The following is a 16,697-nucleotide window of genomic DNA, read 5'->3' as shown; positions in this document are numbered from 1 at the left end:
TTTTTTATTTGCCGGAAAGAATGTCCCGGGGTTTTTGGCGAAGGATAGGCGCGGCGGCAATACAGACGGTTCCCGACGAAACCGAAAGCAACAGGATACCGACCGCCGCGAGTCCCCCGCCTTCCACAGGATATAGAAGCGTGACGGGTTCGCTCGAGACCCGTTCCAGCACGACATTTTGAAACCGGTCGAACGTTTTTTCAAAAGGCCCGGCAGCTTCATCCACCACGGAACCGGCCAGCAGGTCGCCAAGCGGCTGAGAAAGCGGCGCGGCCACAAGGGCGGCGGAACAAAAAGCGGCTGCGACAACGAGCAGGCATTCCAGGAGCAGCTGGCAGAGGATGTTTCCCTTTCGTACGCCCTGCGCGCGCAGAATGCCGATTTCCCGCCGCCTGCCCCGTATCCACATGAAGAACAGCAGCATGAGCACAATAAGGCAGCCTGCCGCCAGCAGCACGGTGAGAAAGGTCGTAATACCGGTCATCATATCGAGCGGCTTTGCCAGCGCGCGGTAGGCGGAGTCATCCTTTTCGATGGTATAGTAATTCCAGTCGATCAGGTCGAGGGAGCGTACCTTTTGGATGGCGTCGTCCAGCAGGGCGGGGTCCTCGACAAAAAGCGTCAGGTCGTTATATTTCCTCTGTCCGGGAGTATAGGTCTTTCCGACCGCCGCGCTGTAGTATTCCCGCCATTTTTCATCCGTCTGCATATCGGTGAAAATGAAGTTGTCCGTGAGCTCGTTTTCCATTGTAAATCGGGAAGGCTCATCCGCAAAATTCACACGGAAGATCCCCACCACCGTGAGCGGGATGGGCCTGCCCACGCAAGTTTCCGGGTCGCCGCTTAGAATAACGGTATCTTGCCGCTGCTCGACGGTAAAGGAGTCCCCAAGGGAAAGGCCGTTCCGCCCGGCGAGCGTCTCGGAAACGAGGGCGCAAAAGGCGTCGTTCCGCCCGATGTGCCGCCCCTCCGCGAGCGTAAGGGAGCCGTTGCGGAAGAAAGGATGCAGGCCGCTGTTTTCGCAGAAATAAATATTCGTATAATTGCGCCATGTGTAGATCCCGGGGATCTCTTCCTCCGGATAAGGAGTTTCACGGTAAAGCTGCGCCTGCTTCCAGTAGCTTTCTTCTGAGATATATTCCGGGTAGTGGTTGCCCTCGCCGAGTATTTCGTCGTACCAAAAGGCGCACAATCCCGGGACAAGTTCAAGGCTGGTATAGAGCGCGAGCGCACCCTCGCCGGAGCAATATTCCTCGATTCCGGTTACGGCCAGAAGCTCGTCAAGCGCTTCGGGCGTTATGTTCGGGCCGATGAATTTTTTGTAGGGCATGCCGTCTTCGTGCACAGCATCCTCCCACAGCATCTCCTCGGGAAGATCGAAATCAATATACAGGCGAAAGCCGGAGCCGTATGTTTTCCGTACCTCCTCCGCCGCAAAAACGGCGCTGCCGCGGATGGAACTGCAGATAAGCATGGATAACGCCATAGCAAACAAGATGCAGAACAAAATAATCGTCCGCACCTTTTTTCTGCCGATATATTTTACGGCCCTTTGAAATGGGTTCATTGCAACACCCCCTGTCCTTAAAAGCCCTGAGGCTTTAACAGCTGCCGTTACGATGAGAACCGATTGGTGAATGGAAACAGTAATTTGCTTTATCCATAGTATAGCACCGCCTGCGGACGCGTGTATAGAAAAATACGGGACAAATTTAAAAAAACGCTGTTTTCCGCCGCCCTTTTACCGGGGGGGAAGAGCTGCATGCGGAACGCAAAAGAGCCGGGGACTGTCTGGGACGACGGCCGACGGATAGGGAAAACAGGGGGAAAAGCGCGCAAAATCCGACGGGAAAGCCGTTTTCTCCGTTTTTTTGGATTCGACTAAATATAGTGTATGATTGTCTGGATAAACACGATATATGGTAGACATATTGGTTTATCTATGATATTATATTTTCTGGCATGAACAAAACGAAGGAGAAAATCGGTATGCAGGTAATCAAAAGAGACGGCAGCTGCGTGGATTACGACAGGAGCAAGATTGCGACCGCGATCCGCAAGGCAAATGCCGAAGTGGAAGACAGCGAAAAAATATCGGAAGAAAAGATCGGCACAATCATTGATTGCATCGAAAAGAAGAACCGTAAGCGGATGCTGGTGGAGGATATCCAGGACATCATCGAACAAAAGCTGATGGACGAGAAGAAGTTCGTCCTTGCCAAAACCTATATTATTTACCGGTATTCGCGCGCGCTGGTGCGCAAGGCCAACACGACGGACGATTCCATCCTCAGCCTGATTAAAAACAGCAATAAGGACGTGATGGAAGAAAATTCCAACAAAAACGCGGTTGTCGCGGCGACGCAGCGCGACCTGATCGCCGGAGAGGTGTCAAAGGACCTGACCCGCAGGGTGCTGCTGCCCGAAAAAATCTCCAAGGCGCACGACGAGGGCGTATTGCACTTCCATGATGCGGATTATTTCCTGCAGCCTATTTTTAACTGCTGCCTAATCAATATTGGGGACATGCTGGATAACGGTACGGTGATGAACGGCAAATTGATCGAAAGCCCCAAGAGCTTTCAGGTGGCGTGCACGGTGATGACGCAGATTATCGCTTCCGTAGCCAGCAGCCAGTATGGCGGACAGTCTGTGGACGTACGGCACCTTGGAAAATATTTGCGCCGCAGCAAAAAAAAGTTTGAAGCACGCTTCCGCGAGATCATGGGGCCGGACGCACCGGAAGAAATGATCGCGAAACTGACGGACGAGCGCCTGCGTTCGGAGCTGAGGGGCGGGGTACAGACCATCCAGTACCAGATCAACACCCTGATGACCACCAACGGGCAGTCGCCGTTTGTCACGCTGTTTTTGAACCTTGATAAAGACGACGAATATCTCGAAGAAAACGCGATGATCGTTGCGGAAATCCTGCGCCAGCGCCTCGAGGGAATCAAAAATGTGAAGGGCGTTTACGTGACCCCCGCATTCCCCAAACTCGTTTATGTTTTGGACGAACACAACTGCCTCAAGGGCGGGAAGTACGACTATATCACGGAGCTGGCGGTGAAGTGCTCCGCAAAGCGCCTCTATCCGGACTATATTTCCGCGAAGAAGATGCGCGAGCACTATGAAGGCAACGTATTCAGCCCGATGGGCTGCCGCAGTTTCCTTACGCCGTGGAAGGATGCGGACGGAAGGTATAAATTCGAGGGGCGCTTCAACCAGGGCGTAGTGAGCCTCAACCTGCCGCAGATCGGCATTCTTGCCAAGGGCGACGAGAAAAAATTCTGGAAGCTGATGGACGAACGTTTGGACCTGTGCCGCGAAGCGTTGATGTGCCGCCACCGCGCACTGCTTGGGACTACCTCGGACGTGAGCCCCGTGCACTGGCAATACGGCGCGATCGCGCGGCTTGCCCCGGGCGAAAAAATAGACCCGTTCCTGAAGGACGGCTATTCCACGATTTCCCTCGGCTATATCGGGCTTTATGAGGTCACTAAGCTGATGAAGGGCGAAAGCCACACCACCCCGCGCGGACAGGAATTCGCCATGCAGGTGATGAACCGCATGCGCACGGCCTGCGACCGCTGGAAGGCGGAAACGGGGATCGGCTTCGGGCTGTATGGAAGTCCGGCGGAATCCCTTTGCTACCGTTTCGCGCGTATCGACAAGGAGCGCTTCGGCACCATCGAGGACGTGACGGACAAGGGCTATTATACCAATTCCTATCATGTGGACGTGCGCGAGCGGATCGACGCGTTCAGCAAATTTGATTTCGAGAGCAGGTTCCAGACAATCTCTTCCGGCGGCGCGATCTCCTATGTGGAGATTCCCAATATGCGCCACAACCTGGAAGCGCTCGAGGAGGTCGTCAAATATATTTACGACAATATCCAGTATGCGGAGTTCAATACGAAATCCGATTACTGCCACGTCTGCGGGTTCGACGGGGAGATCGTTATCAACGACGACAATGAATGGGAATGCCCGAACTGCGGGAATAAGGATCACGCCAAGATGAACGTTACGCGGCGCACCTGCGGCTATCTTGGCGAGAATTTCTGGAATGTGGGCAAGACAAAAGAGATCAAAGCCCGCGTGCTGCACCTGTAAGCCATGTATTACGCGGACATCAAACAATATGACGTGGCAAACGGCCCCGGGATACGGGTGTCCCTCTTTGTGAGCGGATGCCAGCACCGCTGTAAGGATTGCTTTAATCCGGAAACATGGGATTTTCACTACGGAACGGAATTTACCGAGAAAACGGAGGAAGCCGTCCTTTCCTATCTTGCGCCGTCCTACGTGAAAGGGCTGACGCTGCTTGGCGGCGATCCGCTGGAGCCGGAGAACAGGAAAGCGCTGCTGCCGCTGATGCGGCGGATGCAGACGGAATATCCTGAAAAGGACGTATGGTGTTTCACTGGATACGGCTTTGAGCGGGACGTGCTGGGTGTGTGGGCGGACGATCCGGACATGAAAGAATTTCTTTCCTACCTTGATGTGCTTGTAGACGGGGAGTTCGTGGCGGCGCTGAAAAACGCAAATCTCCGGTTCAAAGGATCGGAAAACCAGCGTACCATTCTAGTATCAAAATCCCTCAAAGCGGGAAAGACAGTATTGTGGGACGAGAATCAGGAATAAGGAGAAAAAATACAAATGCCAAAGCAGAAAATTAATATCAAGAAGCTGGATGAAAAAGCGGTTATCCCAACGTATGGCTCGGAATACTCCGCGGGTGCGGACCTTTATGCATGCCTTGAGGAAGAGACCGTGATCGCGCCGGGCGAGACGAAGATGATCCATACGGGGATCGCGATGGAAATTCCGGTGGGCTATGCGGGGCTTATTTACGCACGCAGCGGCCTTGCCGCAAAGCGCGGGCTTGCGCCCGCCAACAAGGTAGGCGTGGTGGACAGCGACTACCGGGGGGAATTCATGGTGGCGCTGCACAACCATTCGGATGAGCCGCAGGCGGTGGCACCGGGCGAGCGGATCGCCCAGATGGTGGTGACGCCCGTTCTTGCGGTATCTTTTCATGAGGTGGAGGAGCTGGAAGAAACAAAACGCGGCGGCGGGGGCTTTGGCTCCACAGGGCGGAAATAGGAAAAGTATCCGGGATGGCAAGCGGAAAGAATACAGTAAAGGCCGGAGCCAAAAGGCTCCGGCCTTTACTGTATTCCTACAAAAGGCAGGCGTTCAGAGCCTGCCTTTTCCTTGCCCGGAAGTTGTTCTAGCTCAGCGGCTCGAACGCGTCCGCGCCGTGTTTGCACAGCGGGCAGATAAAGTCTGCCGGAAGCGTATCGCCTTCGTAAACATAGCCGCACATTTTGCATACGAAGCCGGTTTTGATGCCGCCGCCCACCGGCGGCTTGGGCTTGATGTGCTCAAAATAATATTCGTACGTTACCGACGGGGCGTCGGAAAGGACGCACGCTTCCGTTACGTCGGCCACGAACAGCGTGTGCGTGCCGCAGTCCTGCGCGGCGGTCACCTTGCCGGAAATCAGCGCGTTTGAGTATTTGGAAAGGTAGTAAAGCCCGTTCGCGCAGCGGTCCATATGCTTGAACTCCTGGAATTTATCCACATCCTTACCGCTCTTGAAACCAAAATGCTGGAACAGCTTGAACGGCGCGTCCTCCGTCAGCACGGACACGGTGAATTTCCCGGTCTTGAGGATCATGTCGTGCGTGCAGTTGGCCTTATTTACGCCGATCGCAATGCGGTTTGGCGCGTCGGTGATCTGCATGACCGTATTTGTGATGCAGCCGTTGTCACGTCCGTTTTCGTCCTGTGCACTCACTACAAACAGTCCGTAGCTCAGCTTGAACAGCGCGTTGATATCGACGGCAGCATCCTTCGGGTTCTCGGCCGCCCCGAAGCGCGGTATGGAAGCGGCGACCGCATCCGCGAGCTTTTCCATGTCGGCGCCCTGTCCGGGCTTGAGCGACGAAGAAATATTGACGGTTTCATCTAAAACTGTCATGTTCTTGAGCGGCGCGATGATTTCACGCATCAGCTTGCCGCTGGTGGGCGCCCACGATCCATTCTGGATAAAGGCGACAGTCCTGTTTTGCAGGTTGTGCGAAGCAAGATCGCGCAGCAGCTCGTCCATAGTGACGAAGATGCCCGCATTATAGGTGGTGGAAGCAAATACGAGGTGGCTCCATCGGAAGGAAGCAGCGACGATCTCTGAGGCGGGAACGACGGAAACATCGAACATCACCGTTTTGATCCCGCGGTCGCGCAGGAGGCACGCAAGGATGTTCGCCGCGTTTTCCGTATTGCCGTAAACGGACGCATAGGCGATCATCACACCGGTATCCTCCGGCTCGTAAGCGCTCCACTTTGCATATTTATCAATATAGTCCCCGAGGTTGCTCCGCCATACGAAGCCGTGGAGTGGGCAGATCATTTCGATATCGAGCGCAGCCGCCTTTTTCAGGAGCGCCTGCACCTGTACACCGTATTTACCAACGATGTTCGTGTAATAACGGCGCGCTTCGTCCATGAAATCACGGGCAAAATCCACCTCGTCTGCGAAAAGCGCACCGTTTAGCGCACCGAACGTGCCGAATGCATCGGCCGAGAAAAGGATTTTGTCTGTGGAGTCGTAGGTGACCATGACCTCCGGCCAGTGGACCATCGGCGCCATGACGAACGTCAGGGTGTGGCGGCCCGTTTCAAGCGTATCGCCTTCCTTAATGGTACGGACCTTGCTCTCAAGGTCCGCGCTGAAGAACTGGCCGATCATTTTTTTAATTTTGTCGTTGCAAATGATCGTCGCCTCCGGGTGGCGCAGCAGCAGCTCGTCGATCGTTGCCGAGTGGTCTGGCTCCATATGCTGGACCACCAGGTAATCGAGCTTCCGGCCGCCCAGGGCATGCTCCAAATTTTCAAAAAACGTCTTTGCGACAGCCTTGTCTACCGTGTCGAAAAGAACCGTCTTTTCGTCCGCCAGCAGGTAGGAGTTATAGGATACGCCGTCCGGTACGGAATAGACGCCCTCGAACATCGCCAGCCTGCGGTCATCCGCGCCGACCCATGTCAAATCATCCGTTACTTTTCTTGTGCAATACATATCGATCCTCCGTTCATTCAAGTTTTTTAATCTATGAAGAGGGCATAAAGCGCGTTCCGCTCTGCATACTGTCTGCAATTCACACCGCCTTATGGACCCTGTCCTTTTTCGCTCCGCAACCTGAAAGCTGGGACTGCGCCGGGCGTTTGCCGCCGCTTGTCTGTTTTATCACAGGCGCATCTTTATCTTACAGCAAACGCGGCTTTGGTGCAATAAATGAATGAAAAATCTCTTATTTTCCTTTTTTTGAGACCGGGGGAGGGACCGCGTTTCTTAATCGGGAAATGCTATTGCTTTTGGCGCGTTTTCAGCTACAATTATATTATATATAGAAAGCGAGGATGTGCCATGCCGGATAAGCTGGATTACAAAAAAGAATATAAGGACCTGTACCTGCCGAAGGCAAAACCAATGCTGGTTGAGGTGCCGTCCATCAGTTTCATTATGGTCGATGGGAAGGGCGCGCCCGAAGGCGAAGAATACCAGAACGCGGTGGAGGCGCTGTATGCGCTTACCTTTACGATCAAGATGAGCAAGATGGGCGGTATGCAGCCGGAAGGATATTTTGAATATGTGGTTCCGCCGCTGGAGGGACTTTGGTACGGAGACAAGGAGCGGTTTGAAACGAACCGGCGTGAGGAATGGCTGTGGACCTCCATGATCCGCCAGCCTGAATTTGTAACGCCGGACGTATTCGCCTGGGCGGCCGGGGAGTGCCGCAGGAAAAAGCCGGATGTGGATGTTTCCCGGGCACGCCTTGAAACCTTCCGGGAAGGGCTGTGTGTGCAGATGATGCACATCGGTCCTTATGCAAAGGAAGCGGAAACGATCGGAACCCTGCACCGGTATATTGAGGAAAATGGACTGAAGGACATGACGGGTATGGAGCGCAAGCATCATGAAATCTATCTTGGAGACCCGCGGCGTACAGCGCCGGAACGCCTTAAGACAGTGCTGCGCCTGCCCGTGGAAAGGAAGGAAGCATGAAAAAGAAATTTGCGTTTTTACTGATGGGGGCGCATTATGACCCGCAGCAGCACAGTGCGCGGTTTGAAACGGAAAAGCAGGTCACATATATTTATACTGTAAAAGACCCGCAGGAAGCCTATGCAAAGGTGGCGGAGCTAAAGGAAGCGGGCGTGGGCGCGATCGAGTTGTGCGGCGCGTTTGGCGAAGGAATGGCCCGGAGGATCATTGATATGACGGAGGGGAAGATTGCCGTTGGTTTTGTAGTACATTTGCCTGAACAGGATGAAATATTCGCGCGCTTTTTTCAGAAGTAGCGGGCGGGAAGAAGGAGGAACATCAGATGACGAAAGACCTGATCGAATCGATTGCGGAAGAACTGGCCGTTTTACCGTTTATTCAGGGAGTCGTGCTCGGCGGTTCGCGCGCGACAGGAGTGTCCGGCCCCGATTCGGATATCGACATCGGCGTCTATTACGATGAAAGCGGCCCCGACCTGCAGGCGCTCAACCGGATCGCCCAAAAGCTGGACGACAAGCACCGGGCGGGCCTCATTTACCCGGAAGGAGCGTGGGGGAGCTGGGTGAACTGCGGGGGATGGCTTGTGGTCGGGGGAACCCCTACAGACCTTATTCTGCGGGACGTAAAACGGGTACGGAAATGTATCGGGGAATGTGAGCAGGGAAAGATATCGCCGCATTACCAGGCGGGACATCCGCATGCCTACCTGAATGTGATGTACCGGGGAGAACTGGCCGCCTGCAAGGTCCTGTACAGCCGTGACAACGATTTTATGGAACTGAAAAAATGGGCGGGGACCTACCCGGACAGGCTTCGGGCCGCCCTGATGGATTCCTTCTTATTCGAGGCCCGGTTTTCGTGCGCGCTGGCGAAGGAGCAGGCGCAGGGAGGAGGAGACCTGTATTATGTGGCGGGGCATCTCTTCCGGGCGGTTTCGGCGCTCAACCAGGTGCTTTTTGCATATAACCGGGAATATTGCCTGAACGAGAAAAAAGCCGTTATGCGGGCAGGGGCGCTTCCGGTCAGTCCGGAACGGTATGAAAAGAGGATCAACAGTATCTTTTCCCTGCCTTCCGGGTCTGCAAAAGAAAATTGTATCGAGATGGAAGGGCTGATCGAAGAAGCCGCGGAGCTGTGCGGAAAATAACCGCGCAGTCATTACCGGAACCGGTCCCGGGGCGCTGCCCCGGGATTTTTGTTTGCCTGCGCATGGATTGGTGTAAATTTTAAAGGCGGGGGAAAAGGAGGAAGACCGGTGTCAAAAACAAGGCTCGAAGCGTTCACTGACGCGGTGATCGCCATTATAATGACTATATTGGTACTTGATTTTGTGGTGCCCGCCGAGCCGACGTTCGCGGCCCTGTGGAAAATGCGGTTCAAATTCCTGATCTATATCCTGAGTTTTATATCCCTTGCCATCTATTGGAACAACCATCATCATCTCCTGCAAATTTCAAAAAAGATAAACGGCCGCGTGCTCTGGCATAATATGGCGTTCATCCTTTGCCTGTCCTTTTTTCCGTTCACCACGGCGTGGGTGGACGAGCACCTGTTCGATATGGCGCCTGAAATCACATATGGCGTCGTTATTCTGCTCGCGGATATCAGCTATGCGGCGCTCGCCCGCGCGCTCGTAAAGGTAAATGGGGAGGATTCCGGGGTTGCGCGGGCCTTGTGCGGCTTCCGCAAATCCAAGATTACCTTCCTGATCGTGGGCGCGGGGCTTGCCGCCGGGATATTTTTCCCGGTTGCTGTGGTCGTTTCCATCGCGCTTTCCCTCGTGCTGTGGTTTATGCCTGACAAGCGGATCGAGCGCACGCTCTTCGGCGAAGACGTTTCCTGTGGCACGCCGGGGAAAAAGGCGCGGTAAGTTCTTTTTTATGATATAATAAAACCACTTTCAAGGGGGACGCCGGTCTTGCTGCAAGCATGCGGGAAGCGGCACAAAGCCGCAGGATACGGCGGGCTTTCGGACGGAGGGAGAATAAGCGATGGCAATGTGGAACCCGTGGCGCGGCTGCCATAGGTACAGCGAGGGCTGCCGGTTTTGCTATATCCATAAGGGCGATGGAAAACGCGGCGTAGACACGGAGCGCATCGTGCGCACGAAACAGTTTGGGGCGCCCTCCGAACGGGATAAAGACGGGAATTATAAAATGAAGCCGGGACAAACGGTATATCTTTGTTTTTCTACGGATTTTCTGATCGAGGAGGCGGATCCGTGGCGCGGGGAATGCTGGGCTATGATGCGCAGCCGTCCGGACCTGAACTTCCTTTTCCTGACCAAGCGGATCGAGAGGTTCGCGCAATGTGTTCCTGACGACTGGGGAGAGGGATACGGCAACGTTACGGTCGGCTGTACGGTGGAAAACCAAAAGAGGGCGGACGAGCGCCTCTCCCTGTTTTCGGAGCTGCCGATCCGGCATAAAAACATCATTTGCCAGCCCCTGATCGAGAGGGTCCGCATTGAACCCTATTTGTCCGGAGTGGAGCTTGTGGTCGTGGGAGGCGAATCCGACAGGCAGGCGCGGGCGCTTGATTATGACTGGGTGCTGGACCTGCGCGGACAATGTATCCGGCAGGACGTGCGCTTTGAATTCCGGCAGTGCGGAACTCATTTTGTGAAGGATGGAAAAAAATATACCCTTGCTGTCCGCGACCTGTGCAGACAGGCGCGAAAGGCGGGCATCGACTGCTGAACCAAAAAACAGAAGCGTGGGACTCCACGCTTCTGTTTTTTCTGAATTTACGCCCGGGCACGCCTCTGCCCGGCCCGCGGAAGGCAGCCGGACCAGTAAAGGTAATACGACATTGAGGCAGTAAGGGCGATGGCCGCGAGGACAATGGCGGCCATCCCGCAGACCATGCCCGCAGCGCCTGCGCGATTGTACCAGGACTATAATAACGCCCGTTACGCGGTAATATTCTTCCTCTGCGGAAGCGGGGGAAGAGTCCGCGCCCTTGGTTTATTTCACCAGCGATTTCATGTAGCCCGCATATCCCGCAAAGGCGATCCCCGGCTCTTCAAGGGAAAGGTCCCACCGCTTGAGCCATTCGAGGGAATAGAAGCCGTCGTAGCCGATTGCATTCAGACGCTCTATACATTCGCGTACCGGCAGATCCCCATAACCGACCATTGTATATTTAAGTTTATTATTGTCATATACCGAATCTTTGATATGCACATGGCGGATCAGGTCGCCGATCGTGTCGACCGTATATTCCGGGGTCTCGTCAAAATAACGGTAGGGGTGGTGGATATCCCACAGCACGCCGATATTTTCTTCATCGGCGCAGTTCACCAGCTTTACCATATTACGGGAATCGGCAAAGAATCCGTTCGTTTCCACAAGTACGTTCACACCGAGGGGCTTTGCATACTGCGCAACCTCTTTTACGCGGGCGGCGATCTCCGCGATGTTGAGCTCTCCGCTTTGCTCGGGACCGAAATCGCCGAGAACGCGGATGTTTTTAATACCCATATCATGCGCGGTATCCGCATATGCCTTGGCGAGATAGAGCACGTCGTCGAGGTGGTTCGAGTCGTTCATGTAGCATGCGGAGGTCAGGCATGCTATAGTAAGCCCTTTGTCCGCGAGGAGCGCCATAGTCTTCGGCGCGTTTTCGGGCGAGAACTGCGGAATACGCGTTCCGTCGATCACATTTCCCACGCCGCGGATTTCAATTCCGTCGTAACCCATGTCGCATGCTGTCGAAATAATATCTGAAAAACTCCATTCGGGGCAACCCAATGTGGAAAAACAAAGTTTCATAACAAAAACCTCCGCTTGTTGATATTGCTATTTTAACATAACCAATATTTGTTTGCAATTTACACTTCGTATCCGTAGAGATAAAAATGCAGCGGTTTTCCATCCTGCTCGACGCCGAGGAGTCCTTCTACCTCCGCGAGACGCTCGTATCCGAGATGGTCGTAAAAACCAAAGTTGCAAAAACTGTCCGTAAGAAGGAATGCGTGCCGCGCTTCCCGTTCTTTCAGGAAAGTATTGAAGCGGGAAAGAAGACCCTTTCCGATCCCGAGGCCGCGCGCCTCCGGCGCAGTGGCAAAAAGAACGAGCTCCGCGTCGAAGCGGTCTTCATAGGGCGCGAGGAGCTGACGCTCATATTTTGCGGTGCGCATCTGCGCCCTGTAAAACTTCCGGCCTTCCCCGGAGCGTGAAAACTCCCGCAGGAACCGCCGCGCTTCCTTTTCAAAGCCCTTGTGTTCCGCGGGAAAGGGAAGGGAAACGCAATGCCCGAGCAACACGCCGAGGATCCTGCCGCCCCGTTCCGCAACCTCGGCATAATTCTGGCGCGCAAGGTAGGCATACCAGAACGCCAGACCCGCCCGGCGGACGATCTCCGCATCCTTTAAGTATTTATCAAATTGCCAAATTCCGCAGAGCATCTCGCTGACCTGCGGGTAATCCTGTTCCGTAACGTTTCTATAATTGATGGGTTCCATGATAATAAGCGGAAATTCGTATGAATTTCCCGCGGGCCTCCTGTTCCCGCGTGACCGGCGCTGTGCCTCTTCCGGAAATCCATGCCCCGCGCCTGCTTTCCCGGAAGAAGGACCCGGGCAATGACCGGATAGATTTTTCAGACGAAGCCCCGATAAAGCTTTCTTCTTATCACAGACCCGTCACAACATTTGTTCAAATTCATCCAAAGCCCTTGCGAACTCCTGCATGCAGACATTTACGGGTTCGCCGCCCGCAAGATCCACATGTGCGAGCTTTAAAAGCTCGAGCGGATAGTCGCTGCCGCCCGAGGACAGGAAGCGGATGTAATCTCTGACCGCGTTTTTCCTGCCGCTGAGGATATCCGCCGCGATTTTTACCGCACACGAGAAGCCCGTTGCATATTTATATACATAGAAGGCATTGTAGAAGTGCGGGATGCGCGACCATTCAAAGGAAATCGTATCGTCCCGCGCGATCTGCGGCCCATAATACAGCGCGTTGAGGTCGCCATACATCCGGCACAGGCTTTCATGGGTCAGCGCTTCGCCCGCCTCCACAGCCGCGTGCGTCATCTTTTCAAACTCGGCAAACATAGTCTGCCGCACCACAGTTGTGCGGAACTGGTCGAGGTAATGGTTGAGGATATACCTGCGCGCATCCGCGTCCTGCTCTGTCTTAAGCAGGTAATGCGTGAGCAGGACCTCATTCACCGTGCTTGCGACTTCCGCCACGAAAATTTCGTAACCCGCCTTTGCCTCAGGCTGGTTTTTGTTGGAATGGTAGGTGTGCATCGCGTGACCAAGCTCGTGCGCGATGGTGAACACGCTGTCGAGGTCGCCGCGGTGGTTTAAAAGCACGTACGGATGCACGCCGAAGACGCCCCACGAATATGCGCCGCTCGTTTTACCCGGCGTTTCGTATACGTCGATCCAGCCGGTATCCTGCGCTTCCTGCAGGAGATTGCCGTATTCTTCACCCAGAACGGAAAGACCCTTTTTCACAAGCTCCATAGACTGCTCGTAAGAATATTCCCCGTGCGTCTCTTTGGCAAGGGGGGCATAGATGTCGTACATGGCAAGGTCCGTAAGCCCGAGCGCCTTTTTGCGTACGTCCACATAATGGTACATGGTGGGCAGATTTTTGTGAATTGTTTCGATCAGGTTGTCGTACAGCGCGACGGGCACATTGTCTGAAAAAAGCGATTTTTCAAGCGCGCTGCCGAACTTTTTGGCGCGCGCATAAAATACATCTTTTTTGACGCTTGCCGAATAGGCAGCGCTGATCGTGTTAATCATGTCTTTATAAGACCTGTAATAGGTCTCGTAGGTTTTCCTGCGCACCCTGCGGTCAGGGCTTTGCATCATCACGATATATTTGCCGTGGGAGAGCTGGACGCGCGTACCGTCCGCATCCTTCACCGTACCGAATTTCATATCCGCATTGTCGATCATGGTGAAAATATCTTTGGGCGCGCCCGCGATGTCCGCAGTCATGGAAAGAAGCCGCTCTTCCTTTTTAGAGAGCACATGCTTTTTGCTGCGCACGAGCTCTTTGAGCATGAAATCATACGGTGCAAGCAGTTTGTTTCCATGCGTATGGTTGCTGCATTTCGAGCAGCGGCCGCCCTTCTTGCAGGTTTTGGGGTCGCGGCCTTTTTTGCAGTGAGGGGCCGCCGCCTCGATATAGCCCTCCAGCACGCCCGGCTTTAAAGCGAGGAGAGCGGGGCTTACGAAGGAAAGCGCGCTGCCGAGGCGCACGTTTATATCCATCGCGCGCGCGGTCCGTGCCTGGTACGTGGTGTTTGAATTGTCTTCATCACGGCGCATACGCGCGTACACAAAAAGGTTGCCTGCGATATGCTCCATTTGCTCCATGGCATGGAGCGCCCCGGCAAGGCTCTTTTCGTCCCTTGTCAGCGTTTTCTGGATGCGGGGGATGTCTTCCATCAGCTTTTCAAGCTTCTCGTAGTCCTGTTCCCACGCCTCGTCCGTGGCATAGATATCCTCCAAGGTCCATTTATATTTGCGGCCGATTTGCTCTCTTGTTTTTTCTTCCATATTGATTCGCTCCTTTTGCCTGCCAGGCAGGCGGATAAAAAACCTCTGATCCTATTATAACGTTTATAAAAATAATTATAACATAAAAAAGAGACGCTTTGTTTCGCAACTTCATTACGGAGAGGCAATCAGTGCAGTGAAAGGCAGAGTACAGCGTGTTTGCTTTGTCTTCTGTGGACGTCCATCTATTGGAGAATTTTAATGCTGTAAGCTCATCCGGGATAACAATAAAAACACCGTTCGAAACAGAACGGTGTTTTTATATGCGTAAAATACATGTGCTATGCATATCTTCGCCCCATTTAGATTTACATAGCAAAGACAGGCTGATAATTATGTGTACGCGCAGCATCCGCGTGCTAATGACGTCTTAGGTTTAATTCCTCTGCGCGTGTAAGGGAGCCGGAATACGTCCGCCCCGCGCGATAAATTCTTTTGGGGAATTGTGGTTGTAGGGCATGATGGGCGCGCGCCCTAGAAGCCCGCCGAAATCCACATAGTCGCCCACCTGCTTGCCGGGCACGGGAATGAGGCGTACCGCCGTCGTTTTGGTATTAACCATGCCGATCGCCGCCTCGTCCGCCATGATGGCTGAAAGCACCTCCGCCGGGGTATCGCCGGGGAGCGCGATCATGTCGAGGCCGACCGAGCATACGCACGTCATCGCTTCGAGCTTTTCCAGCGTGAGCGCGCCCGTTTCCGCCGCGTGAATCATACCCGCGTCTTCGCTGACCGGGATAAACGCGCCGGAAAGCCCGCCTACATGCGAGGTGGCCATGATGCCGCCTTTTTTTACCGCGTCGTTGAGGAGAGCGAGCGCGGCGGTCGTACCGTGCGCGCCGCATGTCTCAAGGCCCATTTCCTCAAGGATATAGGCCACGCTGTCGCCGATGGCCGGGGTAGGGGCAAGCGAAAGGTCTACGATGCCAAAGGGCACGCCAAGTTTCCTGCTGGCTTCCCGCGCCACGAGCTGGCCCATGCGCGTGATATGGAATGCCGTCGTCTTGATGGTCTCCGCCACCTCGTCGAACGGCCGGCCTTTTTTACTTTCGAGCGCGACCTTGACTACGCCGGGACCGGAAACCCCTACGTTGATGACGCAATCTCCCTCGCCCGTACCGTGGAACGCGCCCGCCATGAACGGATTATCCTCCACCGCGTTGGCGAACACCACGAGTTTTGCGGCGCCCATGCCGCCCTCCGCGGCGGTGAGCGCGGCGCTTTCCTTGATGATCTCGCCCATGCGCTTAACCGCGTCCATATTGATTCCCGCGCGCGTGGTCGCCACGTTGACGGAAGAGCATACGATTCCCGTTTCGCTGAGTGCCTGCGGGATGGAATCGATGAACTGTGCTTCCGCGGCGGTTGCGGCTTTCTGCACGAACGCGGAATAACCGCCGATGAAATCCACCCCCATTTCATGCGCGGCCTTATCCATCGCGCGGGCAAACTTCACATAATCCCCGCAGCCCTGTGAAATGAGGGAAACGGGCGTTACGGAAATGCGCTTGTTGACGATTGGGATACCGAATTCATTTTCAATTGCCTCGCCCGTCCTGACGAGGTCTTTTGCTTTACGCGTGATCTTATCATACACTCGTCCGGCACATACGTCCGCATCGTCCGAAACACAGTCGAAAAGCGAGATGCCCATTGTGATCGTACGGATGTCAAGGTTCTGCCGCGCAATCATGTCGATAGTTTTTAAGATATCTTTCTGGTCTATCATAACCTGTTTCCTTATCCTTATATTCCCAGTTTCATACCCGGTGCATGCTTTTGAAAATCTCTTCGCGCATCAGGCGGACCTCGATGCCGATCTTCGCTCCCGCCGCGCCGAGCTGTTCCTTTAATTGCTCAAACGATACCTTCATGGCGGCAAGGTCGACAAGCATGGTCATTGCAAACACTTCGTCCCGCAGGACGGTTTGCGTGATGTCGAGGATGTTCGCGTTCGCCTCATAGAGCGCATGCGAAATGTGGGCGATGATGCCGGGCTTGTCCTGCCCGAGTACGCTTACGATTGCTCTCATAGATATACTCCTTATATTCTGCCTGCCGTCCGGCACGCGGCCGGGGCGGCTGATTTACGACGATTGAACT

15 protein-coding genes are annotated in these 16,697 nt (G+C 54.3%); 8 read left to right on the top strand and 7 right to left on the bottom strand.

Annotated features, from left to right (window positions below):
• Positions 1-4: 4 nt before the first annotated feature.
• Entirely contained in the window at positions 5-1,567 is a 1,563-nt protein-coding gene (locus B1H56_RS10640; RefSeq protein ID WP_066519529.1) for an ABC transporter permease, read from the bottom strand.
• 422 nt (positions 1,568-1,989) lie between these two features.
• Between B1H56_RS10640 and nrdD the strand changes: the two genes are divergently transcribed.
• From nrdD to dut, 3 genes are read left to right on the top strand one after another with little or no spacing between them, the layout of a single operon-like run.
• Complete coding sequence (gene nrdD / locus B1H56_RS10635; RefSeq protein ID WP_066519527.1) at positions 1,990-4,116, top strand: anaerobic ribonucleoside-triphosphate reductase; 2,127 nt, start codon at positions 1,990-1,992, stop codon at positions 4,114-4,116.
• Between the two features lie 3 nt (positions 4,117-4,119).
• The gene (nrdG, locus tag B1H56_RS10630) at positions 4,120-4,647 is read left to right on the top strand and encodes an anaerobic ribonucleoside-triphosphate reductase activating protein (protein ID WP_066519524.1); all 528 of its coding nucleotides are present in this window, start codon (positions 4,120-4,122) and stop codon (positions 4,645-4,647) included.
• Positions 4,648-4,662: 15 nt separating this feature from the next.
• Positions 4,663-5,109 carry a dUTP diphosphatase gene (gene dut, locus B1H56_RS10625; RefSeq protein WP_066519523.1) on the top strand — a complete coding sequence of 149 codons (447 nt, stop codon included), beginning with the start codon at positions 4,663-4,665 and terminating at the stop codon, positions 5,107-5,109.
• A gap of 127 nt (positions 5,110-5,236) precedes the next feature.
• Here the strand turns inward: dut and B1H56_RS10620 are convergent, their stop codons facing one another.
• A complete protein-coding gene (locus B1H56_RS10620) occupies positions 5,237-7,084 on the bottom strand; it encodes a flavin reductase (protein ID WP_066519522.1) in 1,848 nt (615 codons plus the stop codon).
• Between the two features lie 348 nt (positions 7,085-7,432).
• On the opposite strand from B1H56_RS10620, the gene B1H56_RS10615 reads away from it, so the two are divergent.
• From B1H56_RS10615 to B1H56_RS10595, 5 genes are all read left to right on the top strand, one after another.
• Positions 7,433-8,071, top strand: a complete 639-nt coding sequence (locus B1H56_RS10615) for a GyrI-like domain-containing protein (protein WP_066519520.1) — start codon at positions 7,433-7,435, stop codon at positions 8,069-8,071.
• Positions 8,068-8,367, top strand: coding sequence for a DUF6506 family protein (locus B1H56_RS10610; protein WP_066519518.1), 300 nt, complete (start codon positions 8,068-8,070; stop codon positions 8,365-8,367). Before B1H56_RS10615 ends, B1H56_RS10610 begins: the two co-directional genes overlap by 4 nt.
• 26 nt (positions 8,368-8,393) lie before the next feature.
• Entirely contained in the window at positions 8,394-9,218 is an 825-nt protein-coding gene (locus B1H56_RS10605) for a nucleotidyltransferase domain-containing protein (protein ID WP_066519515.1), read from the top strand.
• A gap of 108 nt (positions 9,219-9,326) precedes the next feature.
• The gene (locus B1H56_RS10600) at positions 9,327-9,941 is read left to right on the top strand and encodes a TMEM175 family protein (protein WP_066519513.1); all 615 of its coding nucleotides are present in this window, start codon (positions 9,327-9,329) and stop codon (positions 9,939-9,941) included.
• A gap of 121 nt (positions 9,942-10,062) precedes the next feature.
• Complete coding sequence (locus B1H56_RS10595; RefSeq protein ID WP_066519511.1) at positions 10,063-10,770, top strand: DUF5131 family protein; 708 nt, start codon at positions 10,063-10,065, stop codon at positions 10,768-10,770.
• Between the two features lie 267 nt (positions 10,771-11,037).
• Here the strand turns inward: B1H56_RS10595 and B1H56_RS10590 are convergent, their stop codons facing one another.
• From B1H56_RS10590 to B1H56_RS10570, 5 genes are all read right to left on the bottom strand, one after another.
• Positions 11,038-11,844, bottom strand: coding sequence for a sugar phosphate isomerase/epimerase family protein (locus B1H56_RS10590; RefSeq protein WP_066519509.1), 807 nt, complete (start codon positions 11,842-11,844; stop codon positions 11,038-11,040).
• A 59-nt stretch (positions 11,845-11,903) separates the two neighbouring features.
• Entirely contained in the window at positions 11,904-12,536 is a 633-nt protein-coding gene (locus B1H56_RS10585) for a GNAT family N-acetyltransferase (protein ID WP_066519507.1), read from the bottom strand.
• Between the two features lie 180 nt (positions 12,537-12,716).
• Positions 12,717-14,594 (bottom strand): oligoendopeptidase F, encoded by a 1,878-nt coding sequence (gene pepF / locus B1H56_RS10580; RefSeq protein WP_066519505.1) that lies wholly within the window; start codon positions 14,592-14,594, stop codon positions 12,717-12,719.
• A gap of 376 nt (positions 14,595-14,970) precedes the next feature.
• Entirely contained in the window at positions 14,971-16,323 is a 1,353-nt protein-coding gene (locus B1H56_RS10575; protein ID WP_066519504.1) for a PFL family protein, read from the bottom strand.
• 31 nt (positions 16,324-16,354) lie between these two features.
• Entirely contained in the window at positions 16,355-16,627 is a 273-nt protein-coding gene (locus tag B1H56_RS10570) for an ACT domain-containing protein (protein WP_066519502.1), read from the bottom strand.
• Positions 16,628-16,697: the final 70 nt, after the last annotated feature.

The sequence above is a fragment of the Christensenella minuta genome (assembly GCF_003628755.1).
Taxonomy (GTDB): domain Bacteria; phylum Bacillota; class Clostridia; order Christensenellales; family Christensenellaceae; genus Christensenella; species Christensenella minuta.
This window is presented reverse-complemented; position numbering and strand designations above follow the sequence as displayed.